Raw genomic sequence first — 20,084 nt, forward strand, 5'->3', positions numbered from 1 at the left:
GCGCTTAATTTAGCGCCTTATTTCATTATTGTTGTTCAGCTTTTATTGCTGTGATGTTTAACCGCGCTTGTAAGGGATCTGGTAAAAATTCTGCAGTCCCTGATTTACTCATTTGCAGAATAAAAGACTCATCATTTTTATAAGCTTGCCATGTTGGTAGGCCTGGGCCATTGGGGGTGCCTAATTTAATAAAATTAGTCACATAACGGTGCATTATTTTAGCAGCTTGCTTATCCTGCTCAGTGGTAACATGGCCATATTTCGCTGCCACAGTATTAAAAAAATACGGAATCTCGCTGGCGTGTTCAGCACCGGGTTTATCTAAGGTTTGCGCTACATAACCAAAACGATACAAGAAGGCATCATTACCCATATCTGTCACACGCTTTGCAACGAACCTTGCTGGCTCTTGCATTAAAGCATCCTGTCCGACTTGGTAATTAATTATTGGCAGTGGGGTGTCGCCTTGTGCATCGTAAGCCATTTTGGCTTGTATCGAGTGAGGAGCAAAACTTTCAAATAGCGCCTCTTTTGAAGAATAGTTTGCAAAGCCTAAATCCATATCAGTTGTGCCGACCATGGTAGCAACATGGCTGAATGTGCCTTTACTCAAGCGTGCTTCAGTTGAAGCATTTATGATGATGCCATCAATGATTGGCCCACCTACGTAAGTAGACTCATTAGTACTTTGTTTGTTTAATGTACTTAGGTTGAGGTTTCCAACGACTTCTTCAGCAGATAATTCACGTAGTGCCGCCAGCGCATTCTTATCACTACCTAAGATAGTGTGTTGCTTGGCAAAGTTTTCACCAATTTTTTCGGCGCTTAATACTGAGTCGTCATTGCTATAAAGTGGCAACTCGTTAAATAACTCGCGCCCGCCAGCAGACATAATAATCGCTTGTTGAAATAAGTTATTTGCTGCAGGAGTTTGCATCATCGCGTGTACCGATGCACCGCCAGCAGATTCTCCCATCAGTGTCACTTTTGAAGCATCACCACCAAATTGAGCAATATTCTGTTTCACCCACTCAAGAGCCGCAATTTGATCCATTAATGCGTAGTTACCCAATGCATCGTTTTCAAAACGAGCAAGTGCAGGGTGAGCAAAAAAGCCAAATCGGCCTAATCGATAATTAAAGCTAACAAAAATAATCCCTTGTTTAGCAAAGCTTTCACCTGAGTAAACAGCGGGTGATGCGCCGCCATTTACAAAGCCACCGCCGTGTATCCAGACGACTACAGGGTAAGGTGTATCGCTGTGTTTAGTCGGTTTAAATACATTTAGATAAAGGCAGTCTTCCGAAGGAGTTGTTGTAAGCGGTGCAGCATCTGCTGCAAACGGCTTTTGCATGCAGTCTGGGGCGTAATCGCTCAGTACCTTTACATCTTGCCACTTTGGCACAGGTTGCGGTGCTCGCCAGCGTAACTCTCCCACTGGAGCTGCTGCATAGGGAATGCCTTTATACGCAATAAATCGCCCTTGATGCTGCCCTTGAATAAGCCCACCAGTGACGGCGATATGATCAGATTGAGGTTGTTCTTGGCAGCCTTGCAAAAATACGGCAGAACCTAATAGAAAAGATGAGTAAAAAATCGATTTTAGAATACGCGATGTCATAACAAAGCCTAGGCTGTTTAGGTAAGGCTTATAATATTAACATATTCATATAGTAACAACGAGAAAACCAGCATAGCTTCAAGGGGAGGCTATGCTGGTAAGAAAGTTATAATAACTTTATTCAGAAACAGTAAAAGATACGTCTAAATCTTCACCTGCTGTGACTGTAATTGGTTTAACTTGATAAAGATTAAATGCTTCGTCTTGAGTTTCGGCATCATCAATATGTGCTGCACAGGTGTAAGCTAGTTGGTAGTCACCTGGTTTTACAAACGCAAGTTCAAATTCGTATTGGTTATCTTCGTTATCGAAAACAACGTTAGCGGTTGCAAGTGGTGCATCAGCGGGCGTGTCGTCTTCGCTTACTTCGTAGTTGTCCATTGGCATTTCTATATCGCTGTTGTATAGATAAACAGCGTGACCAAACGAGCCATCAGTCATTGCAATGTCTATGTTATCTGTTTCACAAAATGCGATTAGCTCTTCGCTTACCGTGCCTTCAATGTCTTGCGATTCAGCTAAGTTTTCTAATCTCACACCGCGAGGTTTTAAGAAGATCTCGTCGCTATTTTGTGGGTCAACTAATGACTTTTTAAGGTCAAACTCAAGAACAAAATCATTACCAGCTTGGTTAAGTGTGAAGCCATCAAGTTGGATTTCACCAATACCATCGTTGCCTTTACGTTTAACAACAAGTGGTGCAATGCTGTCATCTTCATACACAACATGCGATGTCATAGTTAAATCGTTTGTGTCGCCATTAATAACATCGGCACGGATCCATTGATAATCACCTGCTGGCACTTCTTCATCTTCTAATAATGAGAAAATGTCATCACCTGTATAATCTAGTAAGTTAACCATTTCAGGCATGGTTTCATCATCTTGCTCACGAGTTTCGAAAGTGAACTCTTCACCACCTTGGCTTTTAAGCGTGATTGAATTGAACACAACATTCACAGCTTTTAAACCTGTTACTGGTGCGTCAGAAACTCCAAGCGTGAATTGCGCAGTTTGTGGCTGCGGATCTACAGTTTCTTTTTTGTCGTTGTCTGAGCCACAACCAACAAGTGCAAATAAAACGGCGCTGCTAAGTAATGTAGTTTTGAAGTTCATTGTTTCTTCCCTTGTGTTCTAAAAATTTATTAATAGTCTAGTCACCAAAACTTAATGTAAGTTGAATTGCTTTAACTGAGTTAAGATCCGCGCGTTTGTACCTTTTTAAAAGCTAGTGAAAGGCGGTTTAATAAAAACTGGCAAATAAAATCTCAATAATGAACAAATCCATTTTTCTTCCACATTTTGTTGTCAACATGGCAAAAAATAAAATCTTAGGAACAAGAATGACAGTCATCGATTTAGAGAAACGCTATGAATCTAGGAGCTTTGCACTGTTAAGTGCACTTAACATGCTTTTATTGGTGGGTTTTATTAATAGCAAAGCAGAAGTGAGTAGTTTTATTTTTAGTTTTTTAGTTTGCGGCATTTCGCTGTTATTAGGTTTGTTAGTTGTTAACTCTAAACGTAATTTTACTGTGTGCCGCCATGGTGTGCATTACCGTAATTTACTAGGACAATGCCGTCAAATGGATGCAAAAAAAGTACAGTCGATTCATCACTATTCAGTGTTAGGCATTCGTACTGTGATAGTTATGGCTGAGAAGCGTATATGTATAGCACCTTTTTATAGTCTAAATGATAAGCACCAACAGCGACTAAAACGTTATGATAACGACTTGTTTGACTGGCTAAAAACGTTACAAAAAACCAATGATTTTTGTTAAGCAGGCTATTTTTACCTGCTTAACAATCGTTAAATATTTAAGTTTTATATCGACTTACATTCTGTTCTAACTGCGTTGCGGTGTTATTTAATTCATCCATATATGAGGTCGCAATATCGGTATCATTAGCAGTCTTGTTGGCAATATCAACAATAGTGGTCATGTTTTGATTAATCGCTTCTGAAACTGAAGTTTGCTCTTCAGCGGCAGTGGCAATTTGTGCATTCTGCGAGGTGATAGTATTAACCGAAAGCAGTACTTCATTGAGCGCTTTTTCGACTTCGCTTGCTTCGTTCACACTGGTTGCACTTCCTGATTTTATTGATTGCATAATGCTGTTTACAGTTGTTGTTCCTTGTTGAACCTGCTCAATCATTGCCTCTATTTCGTGGGTACTATCTTGAGTTCGCTTGGCAAGGGTACGCACTTCATCAGCGACCACCGCAAAGCCTCGGCCAGCTTCGCCAGCACGTGCCGATTCAATTGCTGCATTAAGTGCCAGTAAATTAGTTTGCTCTGCAATATTTCGGATCACATCGAGTACACTGCCAATTTGGCTAGATTGCTGATTTAGCTGATCAACCGCATTGGCACCTTCATCAACTTGCTTAGCAAGGCCGTTAATTACTTTGATAGCGATAAGTAACTGGTTATTAGCCTGTTTTACTAGGTGATCGGCATGTTCTGCTGCAGTTGATGCTTCTTGGGCGCTTCGTGCGACTTCCATTGACGCTGCCGACATTTCGTTTATTGCCGTTGCAACTTGCTCACTTTCTTCATGTTGACGATTAATACCAGCATGCATATTGGCAAGAAGCTCGTTGAGTTTATGTGACGCTTGATTCATCGATTGCGATGATTGGCGAATATCAATAACCATTTTACCCACGTCATCAGCAAAGCGGTTAAATGAACTGCCAAGTTTGCCGAGCTCATCGTCTCGTTTAACCATTAATCGTTGGGTTAAATCACCATCACCTTGTGATATATCGTTCATTGCTAGCACGGTTGTGTGAAGAGGGTTGGTAATACTGCGCGATACCACCACTGCAATAGCTGCGGTAATTGCTACTGCGAATACAGAAGCGATAACTGTGTTTATAAAGGCATTATCGATACCTTGATTAACTCGTTGTTCTGTCATTGCAACTTGTTGTTCAAGGCCACTGATCCAAAAACCCGTTCCTAGTACCCAATTCCATTTAGGTACTAAAGCGGCATAACCGAGTTTAGGATTCACACTACCATTGGTATTTTTCCAAGAATACTGCACATAGCCACCGCCTCTTTTAGCGGCATCAATGAGCTCTCGTATCAAATAAACCCCATTAGGATCTTTAAAATCATAAAGGTTTTTGCCCTCAAGTGAGGCGTTAACGCCATGAGCAATGCTGACGCCTTCAACGTCATAGACAAATACATAACCTGTATCACCAGCATCATCAAAGCGTAAGTTACGTAAAATGCTTTTTGCCTTATCTTGTAGCTCCTCAGTATTAGAGCCATTATCTTGAGCTATTAGATGAGCAATTGAACTCATGGCAATTTTTTGGTAGTTGCTGACTTCAGATTTACGATCGCTTTCCATTTGTGTAGCAAAACTTTCTACTGTTTGTGCGCCACTTTGTTTTGATTGCACATAGTTGTAGAGTGTCAGCATAATCGCAATGAGCAAAGGGGGAAGTAAGGCTAAAAAAAGTACCCGTTCCTTTATTGATAGCGCCATTTATCGCTCCTAATAGAAATTCGCAATACTATTTTAGTGGTATTAAAAAATTTTATTAGTCGACTTTATGGTTATATGAAAAGGTCTATTAAGCGATTTACGTAAGCTGTTTATAAAAGTACACGGTAGCATCAAGCTCGCCTGTTGAGCTTTTCGCAAAGTCTGGGATTGTGCCTGCCTCTAAATAATTAAGTTTACGATAGAGATAAGAGGCGGTATCACCTTGGCGAGTATCAAGTACCAGTAACTTAATGCCTAGAGTATAGGCATCGCTTTCTAGATTGGACATTAGCTGCTTTGCGATGCCTTTACCTTGATGTTCGCTATGTACCATTAGCTTTTCTACTTCGCCACGATGAGCACCATTGGCTTTGGCGCACAAAGAAAGCTGCACTGAACCAATCACCGTATCACCATCAAGGGCAAGGTAAAGCCGACGGTAAGGGGTCGTTAAATCGGCATCGACCCCTTGCCAATAGTCTTGGGCTGACTTTAATGATAAAGGGGCAAGAAAGCCAATTGATGCGCCACTGGCAACGCTATCAATCAGTAAACTATTGAGTGATTTAGACACTCCTTTAATGGAAGGAACTGCTTTAATTTTCATTAATTATTCTTGTTGGAATGGATACACAGAGCCTAAGTTAAGTAAGCTGGTTAACTCATCAAGTGCCTGATAGCTTTCGGTTAAAAGCAGTGGATCAGCAAAGTCATCACTACTTAAAGAGTCGCGGTAATGCTTATTAGCCCAACTCACTAATTGGGTATATTTTTCTTCGCTAAAACGCACTCCAGGATTGACCGCTGCTAATTCATCACTGTTGAGTGCAACGCGTAAGCGCAAACAAGCAGGACCGCCACCATTTTGCATACTTTGGCGTAAATCAAAAAAGCGTACTTGTTGAACTGGATTATCCGCTAAAACCATTTCTTGAATATAGTCGTGTACCGCCTGATTACGCTGACATTCTTTTGGGGCAACAAGTAACATATTGCCATCAGCCAAAGTGATCAACTGACTATTAAACAAATAGCTGCTCACGGCATCTGTGATACTTACTTTATTGGTTGGCACCTCAATAATATGCAGTGGTTTATTGCCAAGGTAAGCTTGTTTAATTTGCTTAAGCGCGCTGGGCTGGTTCAAAAATGCTTGTTCATGACACAAAAGTACATTGCCATTAGCCACCGCAATTACATCGTTATGGAATACACCTTGGTCTATTACATCAGGGTTTTGTTGAATAAATAACTGATTTTCTGGTTTTAGTTGATGTAAGCGGGCAATTGCTTGCGAAGCTTCAAGTGTTTGTCTTGCAGGAAATTTAACGGGTTTTGGTAAGGCACTATTAAAACTACTTGCACCATATATAAAAAGCTCAAGCCCTGTATCTGCATGACTGTCGCATAGGCGATTATGGTTTGCTGCGCCTTCATCACCAAAAAAGCCTTGATCTGGTAAGTGAGTATGATGGCTAAAATAACGCTCGTCGTTAAACATGGCTTTTAACAATGCCGTAGTTGTCACGGGCTCTAGTGAGCGGTGAAATTTGTTATTTAAGTTAGCAGCTGTAAAGTGCACTTTGCCATCAAGGGTATCGGCAGAAGGTGAAATTGTTCCTGCATTGGCTGTCCACATTGCTGATGCACTGTAACATGCTCTTAATAGTACCGGATCTGCCTTAAATGCTTTTTCGATAATTTGCTTATCGCTGCCTGTAAAGCCTAGGCGTTTTAGCACGTTAATGTCGGGGCGAGCATGAGGAGCAAAAATACCTTGCTCTAGACCTAATTCGTGCATCGCCTTCATTTTTTCAAGGCCTTGTAGCACGGCCTCTTTGGGGTTTGAATGCGAAGAGGCGTGACTTAGTGAAGCGACATTGCCATACGATAATCCCGCGTAATTGTGAGTAGGCCCCACTAAGCCATCAAAGTTTACTTCTACTGCGTGCATACTTATTCCATCATTGTTGTGCGTAAATTTTAACCATACAGAAATTATTTAGCTGAAGCTAGCTAACTCCATTTCTACATTGCGTAAGCTTTGCTGCAAACGCTTCTGGGTAGCAATTAAATACGCCTTTTGCTTGTTCTGTTTAACTTGTTGCTGTCGTGCAGCTTTGTATAACACACGCTTAGGAATGTCGTACTGCGCCGACGCTTCAGTGATTGTTAGTTGATGAACCGAAATTTTTTTAAGTGCTTCAATAAATGCGGGATCATTATTTAACATAGCGACGCTCCAAATCTGCAGTATTATGCGGATCGTTTGCTTCATGCATTTGCCATGTGCTGATGTCTAATCGCCAAAGTAGATAAAGAGTGTGAAAGAAGTTAGTCACGTTAGTCTCCTTGTTAGTGCCAGTTCATTTTAGTATTGGAAGATCTGTGCCAAACCGTCATTAAATTTAAATGTATTAAAAATCAATTGGTTAATATGTTGTGGCTAGAGCGTCCCTAAAATCAGGCACTAAAATAGTGAAAGACAACCGTAATAATGCACTTTAATGATGCGTGCTTGCATTTCGTTTTTCGTAGCAGAGGCTTTATGCCGCGACATGGGTGAGGTAGGGGAGATACGAGAATAAAACGCGATGTAAAATCGCTGCTACATACTCGCACCTCCATCTTGTAGCTTTAATCTCTTAACTTTTACTCTCGTAACTTGTAACTCGTACCTCGTTACTCAAACCCTTCCAAAACAAGCTTTCCACGAGCTTTATGAGATTCTAAAATCCCATGGGCTTTAACAAGGTTTGCTACGTTTATCTTACCTAAATGCTCACCCAATGTTGTTTTGATTGTGCCGTCATCAACTAAACTAGCAAGCTCTGATAAAAGCTGATGCTGAGCAATCATATCATCGGTTTGGAACATTGAGCGGGTATACATAAACTCCCAATGCAACGAAATACTTTTACGCTTTAACTTTAAAATATCAAAGCTTGCTGGGTCGTCGATCAGTGCCAATTTACCTTGTGGCTTGATCACTTCTATAATGCTATCAAGATGTTGCTCGGTGTGCGTTAAGCTCACTACGTAATCAAATTCATTCAGGTCGGCCGCAAGACGTTGCTCGTTAAGGTTTTTGCTATGATCAAGAACATGATCAACTCCTAAATCTTTAAGCCAGTTGGCGCTTTCTTTTCGTGCGGCGGTACCAACTACTGTTAAATTGGTAAGCTGTTTGGCAAGTTGCACTAAAATTGAGCCTACACCACCTGCGGCACCTATCACTAATATAGAGGCTGGCTTATTGTTTTTAGATTTTTCAATCTGTAAGCGGTCAAACAGTAACTCCCATGCCGTAATACTGGTTAATGGCAGGGCGGCTGCTTCACTATTACTAAGGCTTGTTGGTGCAAGACCAACAATGCGCTCATCAACAAGTTGCAGTTCAGCATTACTGCCTTGGCGCGTTAAGTCGCCAGCATAAAACACACGGTCACCGACATTAAATAACGACACTTGGTCGCCAACAGCTTTAACGGTTCCCACGGCGTCCCAACCAATAACCTTGTAGCCATTGTCTGGTGATACATTAGCGCGAATTTTAGTATCAACAGGGTTTACTGAAATTGCTTGTACGGCTACAAGAATGTCGTGACCTGTGGCAACGGGATCTGGTAATTCAATCGCTTGTAGTGATGAGTCTGATAACGCTGGAGTTGCTGTGGTGTATCCAAATGCTTTCATGATGGTGTCCGTATTGATGAGTTTTGAACACTATAGCGCATCTAGTTTTATTAAAAAGGGTTTAGATACCAGCTCGCAATAATACGTAATCATTTTGAGGGAGCAAACCTGTCGCTACCAGCGTTAAAAATTTCTCATTTAGAACAACTAAATAACGAAATTTTTGCCTTGTTATCAACGAGGTTTTCTTGCCTCAAAAAGCCCACTTTATTAAGCAAGCTGGTATTATCCAAATTCACTTTCAAATAATTTTTGTTAATTAAGGTCACTATTTACTAAATCGAGTAACTCGATCAGTTGTAACGCTTGTTGTTCGTTAATGCTTGGGAAGCGACAACGAATTTGCGACGGTACATCGGCGGCTTGATCTTGCATGGCTTTGCCTTTGGCTTCGAGCTGTACGAGTCGTTTGCGTTTATCTTGGTTATCTTTGGTGATCGACAGCAATGCTTTGTCGCTCATTTTTTTTAAAATTTGCGTCATCGCACCGCCATCAATAGCGGTTTTTTCAAGTAATTCAGCAATGCTGATCTGATCTTTTTCCCACAGCGCCATCATCACGACGTATTGCGGGTAGGTTAAATCTAATTGATTAAGAGAATCTCGATACGCACGGGCAATCCCATTCGATGCCATATATAAGCGATGGCATAGCTGGTTATCTAATTTTAGCTGTGGGTATTTCATACTCGATCCTCAAAATTCAATACGAACATTTTAATTTGCATGCAAAGTATTTGCAATCCCGAAAAAGCTGATCTAATATATTTTGCATACAAAGTATATTTTCACTCATTTAGGAGAGTAATCATGAAAGAACTACAAAGCGTCGCATACACAGCAAAAGCAACAGCAACAGGTGGCCGTGAAGGCACAGCAAAATCAGATGATGGCCGCTTAGATGTGGCACTATCAACTCCTAAGGGGTTAGGTGGTGATGATGGTCAAGGTACAAACCCTGAGCAATTATTTGCAGCAGGTTACGCGGCTTGTTTTATCGGCGCATTAAAGTTAGTGGCTGGCCAAGCAAAAATTAAATTACCGGCAGATACTCACATTAACTCTGAAGTATCAATTGGTCCTATCGAAGGTGGTTTTGGTATTGCTGTTAAGCTTGCGGTATCGGTGGGTGATCTTGATAAAGACACCGCTCTTGAACTTGTTAATAAAGCGGACGAAGTATGCCCTTACTCAAACGCAACGCGCGGTAACATTGCTGTAGAGCTATCAGTTATCTAATTGCTATTGATCAAATTAGGCCGTGCTTTATGCACGGCTTTTTTGTTTTTCAGCAATCGACTTTGCTAAATCGCCTGAGCCAGTAAGCGCTGACACTAAGCCTTCGCGCGGCTCACTGAACTCGATTGGCTTTATCTTACTGGCTCGGGCTGCATCGAATACCGGTATTTGGCTCATTGCGTATTCAGACAATGCGGTAATGGTTAATGATGGGTTTACTCCTAAATTACCCGGTATGATTGAGCCGTCAATAACACGCAGGTTTTGATAGCCGAACACTTCTCCAGAGCTATCAACTACGCCGTTAGAGGCATCAGTTCCCATGGCGACTCCACTCATTATATGTGCCGTCATCGGGGCACCAAAGAGCACTTCAGTTAAAGCAGAGCCTGGCACGCCACCGAGTTTTTCGGCGTAGAGTTTGGTTGCTTCTTCTGCTTTTGGAAAACTAACGCTAAGCGGGGCATCATTGTCTTTTTGCACCGCAGTAATGCCGCTTTTAAATAACCGATACCATTTGCGTCGCCATTCAAGGTGAATAAACGCCTCGGATTTTTGCATCACCAAAAATAGAATCGAGCTGCGGGCTTTGCCTTTTGGCCGCAATACTTTGGCTGTTTTTATTGGATGGCGCAGTGTATTCACTAAAAACTTAGCGATACGCTTGAGGCCTTTTCCAGTCACCATAGGAACGTAAGGTAAATATAGCCATGTGCCATCGGCACCTTCCTTAAACCGGCAAATTTCAATATTGGTGTCTTTATCGACCGAAATAAATGAGCTGATCGCAACGCCATCATCAACTTTTTTAGTGGTATTGTTCGCGGTGGTGAGGGTTTCTGAATTTGTACGAATTTGCTGACCCAGCCAAGCTGAAATATTAGGTAGTGTTTTGTCTTTATCGCGCATTTTTAAAAGCAAAGGCACGGTGCCCATTACCCCCGCGCTTAGCACAACACCACGTGTTGTTAGCGTATAAATATGGCTATTGCGATGACTGGTATCTTTAATCTTAATTTTGTATCCGGCGCTGCCATCTGCATTAAGCGGGGTGATTTTGATTACTTCAGAGCTTGGTCTTATCTCTACGCCATTGCGCTCGGCAAAGTAAAGATAGTTTTTCATCAAGGTGTTTTTGGCATTATGGCGACAACCAATCATGCAGCTACCGCAGTAATGGCAGGTATTTCGCCTTGGGCCATCGCCGTTAAAGTAAGGGTCGGGTAGCTCTTTGTTATAGGCTTCGCCGGGCTTTGCAAAAAGCACCCCGGTGTTCACGGTTTTGAACGAGTCACCTTGACCCATCTGCTCAGCAATCTCTTTAAGGGTGTGATCGGCAACATTGGTATAGGTATTTTTGGCACTGCCTAACATGCGCTGTGCGAGGCCATAGTAAGGCATTAGGCTTTCTTTCCAGTCTGATTTTATGCGTGTCCAAGCTGGAGATTGAAACACCTCATCATCAGGAATAAGGTGCACATTGGCATAAATTTGTGAGCCACCGCCAACACCCACACCATGCAGCACAGTGACTTTGCTGGTAAACGAAAATTGAATGCAGCCTTTTAAGCCAATTTCTGGTTGCCACATATAATTTTTGATATCTAGGTTGGTCTTTGGAAATTCTTTATCGTCGCGGCGAAGGCCTTTTTCAAGTACTAAAACCCGGTTACCTTTTTCGCTTAGGCGTAGCGCACTCACTGAGCCACCAAACCCAGAGCCTATAATTATTTGGTCAAAATCAAATGTGTCTTGCTGCATGGTCATCGCTTGTTGATATTTATTATTATAATTAACTCGTTACAAAATACGCTGTAAATTAGCTGCTTATCTATTGTGATTTGGGATGTACTTATTAGTAATATAGAAGCTTGTCGGTTGTTTGTCTTAGAACAAGTAATAAAGAAACGCAATTTATCAATTATTTTAGTGCTCAGCAGCGCTTACTCGCTATATGTTAAGCCATCTAATTAAATAGTTTGTCATGCTTTGTACGCCGTTAATCTAAATAAACCGAATCATAACAAAGCTATAAATTTCAATTGCATGCTAGCAAAATTCCGTTGTCGAACAGGGCATTTTCAATAAATTACTTAAAAATAATGCTTTACTCCTTTTTTGGGCTGTAAAATTAGTTAAATAGTCTAAACTATTAGCAAACCTACAATAAAAACAGGACATTTCGATGCGGCAGTTAGCATTAGCGAAAAAGTTATTATGGCTCACAGTAGGCAGTATTTTTATTACTGTGTTTGTTTTATCGAGTGTTTTATGGTGGCAGTTGTCAAACAGCAACCAGCAGTTAGCTGCACAATCAGAAAAGCTGATTGTTGCTGAAGTTGAAGACAAACTAGCCTCCAATGCTGCCGCATATGGTGAGCAAGTCGCTGGATTTATTAACGAAGCATATCGAGTGCCTTATTCATTTGCCGCAATCTTAGGTGATCATGATGCAGCAAGTACTTTAACTCGCGATGCGGTGGTTGAGTTGAATCGCTCACTACTCAAAAAAAATACCATTCTTTCATCTATTTATTCGCAGTTTGAAGCAAATGCGTTTGATGGCCGTGATGCTAACTTTATTAGTGGTTATGATCACTCTGTGGCGGGTGTTGGTACTTTAGAAATCTATTTCACACGCAATCGAGATGGCGCCATTGAGCAACAAGTCGTAGATGATGCGGCTGAAAAATATGTCGATACACTTAATGAATTTGGTCAGCGAGAAGCTGAGTGGTACCTGTGTGTAAAAGACACCAAAGTACCCTGCATAATGGAACCTTACCTATACGAAATCACCCCAGGGTATTCAGAAATGATGACCTCTTTAACTGTGCCAATTCTTCGTGATAATGAATTTATTGGTGTTGCTGGTGTTGATTTAACTTTGCCTGTATTTCAAAGCATGACCGAAAAATTGTCAAAAGAGCTATATAACGGTAAAGCTCGAGTTACCTTATTAAGCTCACTTGATTTAGTGGTTGGTAGTAGCCATTACAAAGATAAGCTAGGCAGACCGCTAAAAGAGGCAGTGGCTAAAAGCACTTTAGACAATTACATTAAAGCGAAAAATCAAAGTGGTGTATTTAAAGTCGGTGATGAATATTTAGTTAATTACCCAATCACCATTAAGCTTGCTAAAACCCAGTGGAACTTATTGATTCAAGTACCAGCTGAGCTTGCACTTGAGGGCCCTCATGCGCTGGCAAATAGCATGAGTGAAAACGCCAATACGTTAGGCGGCTTAATCTTGGTTACGGGTATTATTATTGCTGGTGCAGCCTTTGTTATCATGACCTTAGTGATCCGTACCATTGTGGCACCATTACAACAAATTCAACAGCGTGTTGATAACCTTGCTAGTGCTGAAGGCGACCTAACCCAAACCCTGCATGTTGATACCCATGCTGAATTAATAGCACTAGCAACAGGTTTTAATGCGTTTCTTGCTAAATTGCGTGACTTAATTGGTGAGCTTAAAAATGTATCAACGCAAACCAAGGAGCAAGCCCACATGGCAACCAGTGTTGCTGTTGATACTAAACATAATGTACAAGCGCAATTTCAAGAAATTGAAAGCGTTGTGACCGCAATGAACGAAATGAGTGCAACAGCACTTGAGGTTGCAAGGGCTTCTGAACAATCGGCGCAACAAGCTGACGAAATAAATAGTTTAGTGGTTAGTAGTGAAAAAAGTTTGTCTTCAGCTGTAACACAAGTTAAGACTATGTCGGATGAAATAAAAGAAGCAAACAAAGCGGTCGAAAAGGTTGCAGCGCGCAGTAATGACATAACTCAGATATTAGATGTGATCAGAACGATAGCAGAGCAAACCAATTTGCTTGCCCTCAATGCTGCTATAGAAGCTGCAAGAGCTGGTGAGCAAGGACGTGGATTTGCCGTGGTCGCCGACGAAGTTCGTGCGCTTGCTTCAAAAACACGTTCATCAACCGATGACATCAGCGGTCTAATCGACAGCTTACAGCTTGAAGTAGGCAACGCTTCTAAAGTGATTGAACAAGGTGTTGTGCGTGCACAAACCGCGGTAGATGAAACCTCCGTTGCCTTTGATGCGCTTCATGAGGTGGTTGTTAAGGTGGACGAAATTACGCAACAAATTACCCATATTGCAACAGCCGCTGAAGAGCAAAGCTCTGTAACCGAAGAGATTAATAGGAATCTTACTTTAATCTCAGATGCTGCATCGCAATTAGCAGAGTTATCAACGCAGGCGGGAGACGGCAGTCAAACGCTTAATGCCCTTGTTGCACAGCAAGATGATGAGCTGAATAAATTAAAGACGAAATAGCTTTAAGTTGCTAGTTGCAAGAGTAAAGGGGCTAGTTACGAGGTGCTAGATGCGAGGTGCTAGATGCGAGATAAAACGCGATGCGAAATCGCTGTTACCTACTCGCACCTCGCATCTCTAGACCTTGTTTCGCGCGCCAAGCAAGTGTGATGCCTGCATTCCCATACCTCATAGTTTACCTGTTTGCTATTCATACGATTTATTAGACTAATAGTTAATGTGCTTGATTAATAGGCATTTATTAACAATTGCTGTATGTTGTCTAAATTATCAATTAATTTAAGTTGTTATATTTCAATAGGTTAAAAGTGTTTTCTGCATTTCTGATACTATAAGAACGGCTTTTTTACAAATTCATACCCTACCTTTTGCCTAATCGTGTTTTTGGCCTGACTGCTTTACCCTAACTGCATAATAAAAACTCACATAATTTTTCAAGATAGGCAGTAGGAGAACTCATGAATACGAGGCAGCAATCAGCGTCAACAGCGCCTGCTGAGCAAGGATCGGATACTCATGCCGATCAGCAAAGCTATCAAGCTCTTCATAAACCCAGCAGTGAATTTTCGAGTCGCGACGAATACCTTGAACACGAATTACAAATTATGCAGCCTAAGCGCTGGCGTCCTAACTTACCATTTCGTGATTATCGGTTTGAATTAGAAGACTCTATCCCTGCCATGGCAGGGACCATAGGCAAGGTGGTTATGGTGGGTGCAATTGCTGCAACGTTTGCAGCGCCACTGGGCTTAGGTGAAGGCTTTATTCTAGAAAATGTGCGCTATGAGCTGTTAATTGTATCGATCTTCATTTTATTATTTTCGGGCTTCTTTTTACCAACGGCAAATCTGGCGGGTACGCATGGGCCGCTTATTCCTTTGATCCCGATCGTGGTTGCAGCGGGTGGTCACCCAATGGCCTTTGGTTTACTGATAGGGGCGTTTGGTCTGTTACTCGCGCTTAGTAAAGGAGGGAGTTTACTGGCGGGCTTAACCAGCCGAGGAGTGTGTGGCGGTTTACTGCTCTACCTTGGTTTTATCGGCACGATTTCGCAGGTTAAAAAGCTGTTTGCATGGGCTGAAGGCATTGATATGACCCATATCGCTTTCATTGTGATCTTGTCGACTATCGTGTTATATGCCTTACTTGAACACTTCAAAAAGCGTTGGTTAGCTGTGCCTTTAAGTTGCTTACTTGGCGGTTTAATTGCATTTTTACTGGGAGCGCCGTTTGAGTTTAAGACCGCACCGGGTTTACCAAATATGAACCCAATGTATTGGTGGGGTGAAAATACCGGTTGGATGCTGGGTTTACCAACCCTAGAGAGCTTTGTAGTGGTATTGCCATTCGCGGTACTTGCGGTTGCTATGTGGTCACCTGACTTTTTAGGGCATCAAGTATTCCAAAAAATTAGTTACCCAGAACGCACTGAAAAAGTACAAATGAACATTGACGATACCATGTTCAGTGCTTCAATCCGCCAAACGTTTGGTTCTTTGTTAGGCGGCTCTAACTTTACCTCGTCATGGGGAACCTACATAGTGCCAGCAGCCATCGCTAAACGCCCAATTCCTGCCGGAGCGGTGTTAACGGCATTATTTTGTATCATTGCCAGTATTTGGGGCTACCCAATGGATTTAGCTATTTGGCAACCCGTGTTATGTGTCGCCTTGATTGTAGGTGTGTTTATCCCACTTCTTGAAGCTGGCATGGAAATGACCCGCGAAGGTAAAACCACCCAATCGGCTGCTATTGTGGTGTTTTCATCGACTTTGGTGAATCCTGCATTTGGTTGGTCGTTAACGATGTTGCTCGACAACCTGGGCTTAATTGGTTGTAAAGAGCGAAGCTCTGAACTATCACCAATGAGCCGTTGGATCATTCCATTAATAATGTTTGTAATTTTAACAAGCGTGATGGCGCTGGTGGGTATGCTGCCAGGGATCCCAGCATTAATGGCTGACTTTAGGCATTGATAAAAAAGGGTAAGGTGATAAACGCCTTACCCTTTTTCAAAGCTGTTATTTAAACTTAACTGTTTTTTCGCTGCGGATGTAAGTTCGGGTATCTGGTTTTGTCCATTGACCTTTTTTAAGGTAAGAGGTCGACACCACAAAGCTGTTGTTTTTAAACTCGCTTGTCGATTTTACCTTAGTGATCCCTTCTTTATTACCCGTTACATTTTCATAAGCAACAAATTGAGTAGGGCTAAGTACATTCATTGTGCCTTGGGTATAAAAACCTGCCGTAGTGAAGTAATAAAACACCAAAGACTGCTTTTTATTGTCCCAAAAAATCATCGACTCACCACCATATTCACCTTCATTGATAGAATGAATGGTTTTAAGAGCCGTGCCATTGAGCGCGCGTTGCCAGGTACTCACATCTTGCACCGCAGGTTTACCTGCTGCGACATTAAAGTCAGACTGCCATGTGCCTAAGTAAGGCTCAAACACTTTTAGCTTGTCATCAAGTTGTTGCTCCGCCGCCAAAACAGAAAGTGAACACAGGCAGATTGATAGTAAAAGTGATTTTAGGTATGCCATAATAGCGTCCCGATAAAATTAATTTGTTTTGCAAAGTATAGGTGATAATTCGTTGATTAAGAAAACATTAATTACATTTTCATTGTTGTTTTTAGCGCTGTTATGGCTGGTACCGTGGCAACTTAATATTACATACTTTATTGCAGGCACTTACAGCGTAGCGAGCTTAATAAGCTTTTTGGTATACGGCTGGGATAAACGTTTAGCGATGCAACATGGCGAGCATACAATAAGAGTACCTGAGCGAACACTGCATATTTTAGGGTTAATCGGTGGTTGGCCAGGTTCATTAATTGCACAGCAATGGTTAAGACACAAATCCAAAAAACGCAGTTTTATTGCTGTGCTTTGGTTAACAATTATTGTTAATTGCGGTGCACTGTCGTCACTGTACTATTTGCAGTTAATTTAAAAGAAGATCAAAAAAGGAAAGCCGTTGCTTTCCTTTTTCGTGAAAACGACTTATTGTGCAGCTTGAATTGATTCAATACTATCAAGCTCAATAGTTAGAATCGTTTTCTTATCAACAACAACCCATTTGCGGTAAGTTAAGTAACCAGGTTTTGTTACTTCAATGTCGTACTTACCTTCATTAAGTTCGATACCATCTTCATAAACAGGTTTAATATTCATAATACGAACACGCGCATCATCAGGTGTTGTGACCACTGTTAATGAAATAACCGATTCATCCACAACTACTTCAGGTGTTACTTCTGCAATAGGCTCTGGTTGTGACTCAACATCATAGCTTGATGAACAGCCGGCTAAAACCAATAATGCAAATAATGCGCTTAACTTTTTCATAAATACTCCATTTAATAGTTCACAATAAACGAAATCGCTTATAGTTTGAAAACTTATGAATAATCAAGGAATAACAATAGAGGTGGGTAGCTATTATTCGTCTTCCGTGACTTTCATATTTATCATCAATAATAAAATTTGAGATATTTTAGTATGTATCCTAATAAGGTTCAAATTATAGTTTCATTAATGTTATTAAATAATGATTTTTAATTATTGTGTGTATTGTGGTTTTAAAAATAGTAATTATTAATTTTCATCATTGTTTTCTTTATCAAGCGCTATGCTTAATTTTCCCTGCCGAGTGATATTAAAAATCGCACGTTGCCAATTTTCTGGTTGATTTTGTATTGCAGAATCAAACAGTGTTTTAAATAAATCAATAATGTGGTCAGAAACGGCAATAGGGTGCTGAGTTTCATCGGCCTCTTTTTCATAAAAGGCCTGGCATGTAATGACTTCATCGTGCTGGCAATCTAAAACTAACATTGCTTTCGACCAGTCACCGTTAATTTGTTGATAGAGGTATTGACCCAGTTGTTGTGGGATTTGTGAGTTGTGTGTCATGTGCTGTCCTTAGCGTTGTTGTTTTGTTATAAAGTGCCGTTTTCGTATTTTTTAGCAAGCTCTTTCCATGTTTCAAAAAAACCACCCTGAAAAAAATAACTGTCAGATATATTCAATATTTGATAATTTGTTGTCTCATGGTCTTTCCGTGAATAGTTTGATAGGCTATATCCTTGATCGCCTCGTTCATTTAGCCTCCCTATTAGTCTTGTAATACCGATATCTTCACCTTCTACGAGGTCATCAGTACTTATTGTGCCATGAGGTAATCCACCTGCGTTGGGCATTTTGGTGAAAAACTCATATTTTTTAACAAACCAAGGTAAAATTGATAGTGGTGCATCAAATTGCCTAGTAGTTAAAAACGGGGCTTGACCTTTTGGTGAAATAATCCAATGAAGGATAACTGATAAGTATCCGTTTTGATTGTAAAAGGAGTGATAACGGCCAGGATAATTTAATGAATCTTCAATTGTAATTAGATGTTTTATCCCTTTTGGTGGATTCTCTGGGTCTTTTATTTCTTTTAGTGAGGGGAAAAATTGTTTAGTCATTTAAATGCCACCTTTAATAGGAGTGATAACAGGTGTGATTGTAATAGCATCACCAAATTGTTCTAAGTTGATCAGTTTTCTCTCAAAGTTAAAAGTTTCAACAGCGCCATAGTTTGCTCCTTTGAATAAACTGTTTAACTAACGGAATTTCTCTGTATTAGTTTTAGTTATATTGCCAACATCCATGTTGCCGACTCAAATTTGTATTAATTTAAGCTTATCAAGCAAACCGCCATCGATAAGTAAAGCATCGGTAATAAAAAACTCCTGGAAGTTATCATCAAATTTCCGGCTCGGTCTAGAAAAATTAGCTAATCGAAATCCTTTTTGATTTTTTGCTCCTACATTCATTTCTCGGTAAAGAGCTAATGTTTCGTTTACAACAACTTCTTTTAGTTTATATTGCCCTGAAGGTAAGCCGCCTTCTTTTGCGCTATTCCAAAATTTATTCTCAATACTATCAATAAGCCAGGAAATGGCTTTTAAAGGGATTTCGAGTTGATAAACATAATAATTAGGGATATCAGGGTGACCAAAATTTGGAGGTGCAATTACAAGAAATATTATTTGATTAGAATCTTTTAATAAAAAAAATTCTTCGTTTTCAAATCCTATGTTTTGAGATATGAAAACTTGTTCATATTTTTTTGATAAATTGAAAGGGTTTAGTAATTCCATATAAATCTCTTAATGAATTGGCTTTAAGGGGATAATAGTGACTGAATCATTGAGATCATTTATGGTGAGAGGATCTATTTCGAAAGTAAAAGTTTTGACTACTCCGTATTTGCTGTTTATTTTTTCACCCCATGATGAGTTAATATCTACTTTGGTCAAACCATTTCCACTATATAAAGTATTTGCGCCAAATTGATTCATAACTCTAAATCGAGCTTGTACTTTCTTATGTTCGTAATGGAGGGCTATTTTTGTAAAATTATTGAAAGCTTTTTCATTGAAGATATCTCCACCTTTGCTTATGTACTGTTCTATTGTCTTTTTATATTGAAGACTGAACTCTTTTGTCATAATTTTTGCCTTGTTATAACGCAATTTTCCTACGCTATAACCGTGTCTTAATTTAATGCAATGGGTATATTAATATTACCTAGTACTCTTTCACATATATTTTGATCAGTTGCCCCTACTTAAATTCAGGTAACTGATCTTTTTCAATCAATAATTCAATACTCCTGCTTTTTCCAGTAACTGATGTTATAAATTTCTTCTTCTTA

At 40.5% G+C, this 20,084-nt stretch carries 20 protein-coding genes; 5 read left to right on the plus strand and 15 right to left on the minus strand.

The genetic code is table 11. The annotated features are described in order from the left end of the window. Positions 1 to 25 precede the first annotated feature (25 nt). Positions 26 to 1,621: a carboxylesterase/lipase family protein gene (locus L1264_RS12525; RefSeq protein ID WP_199527523.1), complete on the minus strand. Its 1,596-nt coding sequence runs from the start codon at positions 1,619 to 1,621 to the stop codon at positions 26 to 28. Positions 1,622 to 1,738: 117 nt separating this feature from the next. Continuing rightward, entirely contained in the window at positions 1,739 to 2,737 is a 999-nt protein-coding gene (locus tag L1264_RS12530; RefSeq protein WP_199527524.1) for a DUF4382 domain-containing protein, read from the minus strand. A 227-nt stretch (positions 2,738 to 2,964) separates the two neighbouring features. Between L1264_RS12530 and L1264_RS12535 the strand changes: the two genes are divergently transcribed. Then, positions 2,965 to 3,405, plus strand: a complete 441-nt coding sequence (locus L1264_RS12535; RefSeq protein ID WP_138558229.1) for a hypothetical protein — start codon at positions 2,965 to 2,967, stop codon at positions 3,403 to 3,405. A 37-nt stretch (positions 3,406 to 3,442) separates the two neighbouring features. On the opposite strand, the gene L1264_RS12540 is transcribed toward L1264_RS12535, so the two are convergent. The 6 genes from L1264_RS12540 to L1264_RS12565 form a co-directional block, all read right to left on the minus strand. Then, the gene (locus L1264_RS12540) at positions 3,443 to 5,131 is read right to left on the minus strand and encodes a methyl-accepting chemotaxis protein (RefSeq protein WP_199527525.1); all 1,689 of its coding nucleotides are present in this window, start codon (positions 5,129 to 5,131) and stop codon (positions 3,443 to 3,445) included. A gap of 97 nt (positions 5,132 to 5,228) precedes the next feature. Next, positions 5,229 to 5,738, minus strand: a complete 510-nt coding sequence (locus L1264_RS12545; protein WP_199527526.1) for a GNAT family N-acetyltransferase — start codon at positions 5,736 to 5,738, stop codon at positions 5,229 to 5,231. Between the two features lie 3 nt (positions 5,739 to 5,741). Further along, positions 5,742 to 7,085, minus strand: a complete 1,344-nt coding sequence (gene astB, locus L1264_RS12550) for an N-succinylarginine dihydrolase (RefSeq protein WP_199527527.1) — start codon at positions 7,083 to 7,085, stop codon at positions 5,742 to 5,744. Between the two features lie 48 nt (positions 7,086 to 7,133). Beyond that, complete coding sequence (locus L1264_RS12555) at positions 7,134 to 7,364, minus strand: helix-turn-helix domain-containing protein (RefSeq protein ID WP_168246765.1); 231 nt, start codon at positions 7,362 to 7,364, stop codon at positions 7,134 to 7,136. 449 nt (positions 7,365 to 7,813) lie between these two features. Then, on the minus strand, positions 7,814 to 8,827 hold the full coding sequence (locus L1264_RS12560) for a zinc-binding alcohol dehydrogenase family protein (RefSeq protein ID WP_199527528.1): 1,014 nt from the start codon (positions 8,825 to 8,827) through the stop codon (positions 7,814 to 7,816). A 255-nt stretch (positions 8,828 to 9,082) separates the two neighbouring features. Beyond that, a complete protein-coding gene (locus L1264_RS12565; protein WP_138558223.1) occupies positions 9,083 to 9,514 on the minus strand; it encodes a MarR family winged helix-turn-helix transcriptional regulator in 432 nt (143 codons plus the stop codon). 123 nt (positions 9,515 to 9,637) lie between these two features. Here L1264_RS12565 and L1264_RS12570 point away from each other — a divergent pair, with 123 nt between their 5' ends. Further along, positions 9,638 to 10,066: an organic hydroperoxide resistance protein gene (locus L1264_RS12570; RefSeq protein WP_199527529.1), complete on the plus strand. Its 429-nt coding sequence runs from the start codon at positions 9,638 to 9,640 to the stop codon at positions 10,064 to 10,066. Positions 10,067 to 10,093: 27 nt separating this feature from the next. On the opposite strand, the gene L1264_RS12575 is transcribed toward L1264_RS12570, so the two are convergent. Then, positions 10,094 to 11,827 carry a GMC family oxidoreductase gene (locus L1264_RS12575; protein WP_199527530.1) on the minus strand — a complete coding sequence of 578 codons (1,734 nt, stop codon included), beginning with the start codon at positions 11,825 to 11,827 and terminating at the stop codon, positions 10,094 to 10,096. 424 nt (positions 11,828 to 12,251) lie between these two features. Here L1264_RS12575 and L1264_RS12580 point away from each other — a divergent pair, with 424 nt between their 5' ends. Further along, entirely contained in the window at positions 12,252 to 14,375 is a 2,124-nt protein-coding gene (locus L1264_RS12580; RefSeq protein WP_199527531.1) for a methyl-accepting chemotaxis protein, read from the plus strand. Between the two features lie 458 nt (positions 14,376 to 14,833). Next, positions 14,834 to 16,351, plus strand: coding sequence for a DUF3360 family protein (locus L1264_RS12585; RefSeq protein ID WP_199527532.1), 1,518 nt, complete (start codon positions 14,834 to 14,836; stop codon positions 16,349 to 16,351). Between the two features lie 45 nt (positions 16,352 to 16,396). On the opposite strand, the gene L1264_RS12590 is transcribed toward L1264_RS12585, so the two are convergent. Further along, the gene (locus L1264_RS12590) at positions 16,397 to 16,921 is read right to left on the minus strand and encodes a hypothetical protein (protein ID WP_235404058.1); all 525 of its coding nucleotides are present in this window, start codon (positions 16,919 to 16,921) and stop codon (positions 16,397 to 16,399) included. Positions 16,922 to 16,973: 52 nt separating this feature from the next. Between L1264_RS12590 and L1264_RS12595 the strand changes: the two genes are divergently transcribed. Beyond that, a complete protein-coding gene (locus tag L1264_RS12595; RefSeq protein WP_199527534.1) occupies positions 16,974 to 17,333 on the plus strand; it encodes a DUF1294 domain-containing protein in 360 nt (119 codons plus the stop codon). A gap of 50 nt (positions 17,334 to 17,383) precedes the next feature. On the opposite strand, the gene L1264_RS12600 is transcribed toward L1264_RS12595, so the two are convergent. From L1264_RS12600 to L1264_RS12620, 5 genes are all read right to left on the minus strand, one after another. After that, positions 17,384 to 17,728 (minus strand): hypothetical protein, encoded by a 345-nt coding sequence (locus L1264_RS12600; RefSeq protein WP_199527535.1) that lies wholly within the window; start codon positions 17,726 to 17,728, stop codon positions 17,384 to 17,386. A gap of 249 nt (positions 17,729 to 17,977) precedes the next feature. Further along, complete coding sequence (locus tag L1264_RS12605) at positions 17,978 to 18,295, minus strand: DUF600 domain-containing protein (RefSeq protein WP_199527536.1); 318 nt, start codon at positions 18,293 to 18,295, stop codon at positions 17,978 to 17,980. 26 nt (positions 18,296 to 18,321) lie between these two features. Next, the gene (locus tag L1264_RS12610; RefSeq protein WP_199527537.1) at positions 18,322 to 18,849 is read right to left on the minus strand and encodes a hypothetical protein; all 528 of its coding nucleotides are present in this window, start codon (positions 18,847 to 18,849) and stop codon (positions 18,322 to 18,324) included. Between the two features lie 195 nt (positions 18,850 to 19,044). Then, positions 19,045 to 19,527: a hypothetical protein gene (locus L1264_RS12615; protein WP_199527538.1), complete on the minus strand. Its 483-nt coding sequence runs from the start codon at positions 19,525 to 19,527 to the stop codon at positions 19,045 to 19,047. A gap of 9 nt (positions 19,528 to 19,536) precedes the next feature. Then, on the minus strand, positions 19,537 to 19,878 hold the full coding sequence (locus L1264_RS12620; RefSeq protein ID WP_199527539.1) for a hypothetical protein: 342 nt from the start codon (positions 19,876 to 19,878) through the stop codon (positions 19,537 to 19,539). Positions 19,879 to 20,084 lie beyond the last annotated feature (206 nt).

Source organism: Pseudoalteromonas sp. APAL1 (assembly GCF_021532475.1).
Lineage (GTDB): Bacteria > Pseudomonadota > Gammaproteobacteria > Enterobacterales > Alteromonadaceae > Pseudoalteromonas > Pseudoalteromonas lipolytica_C.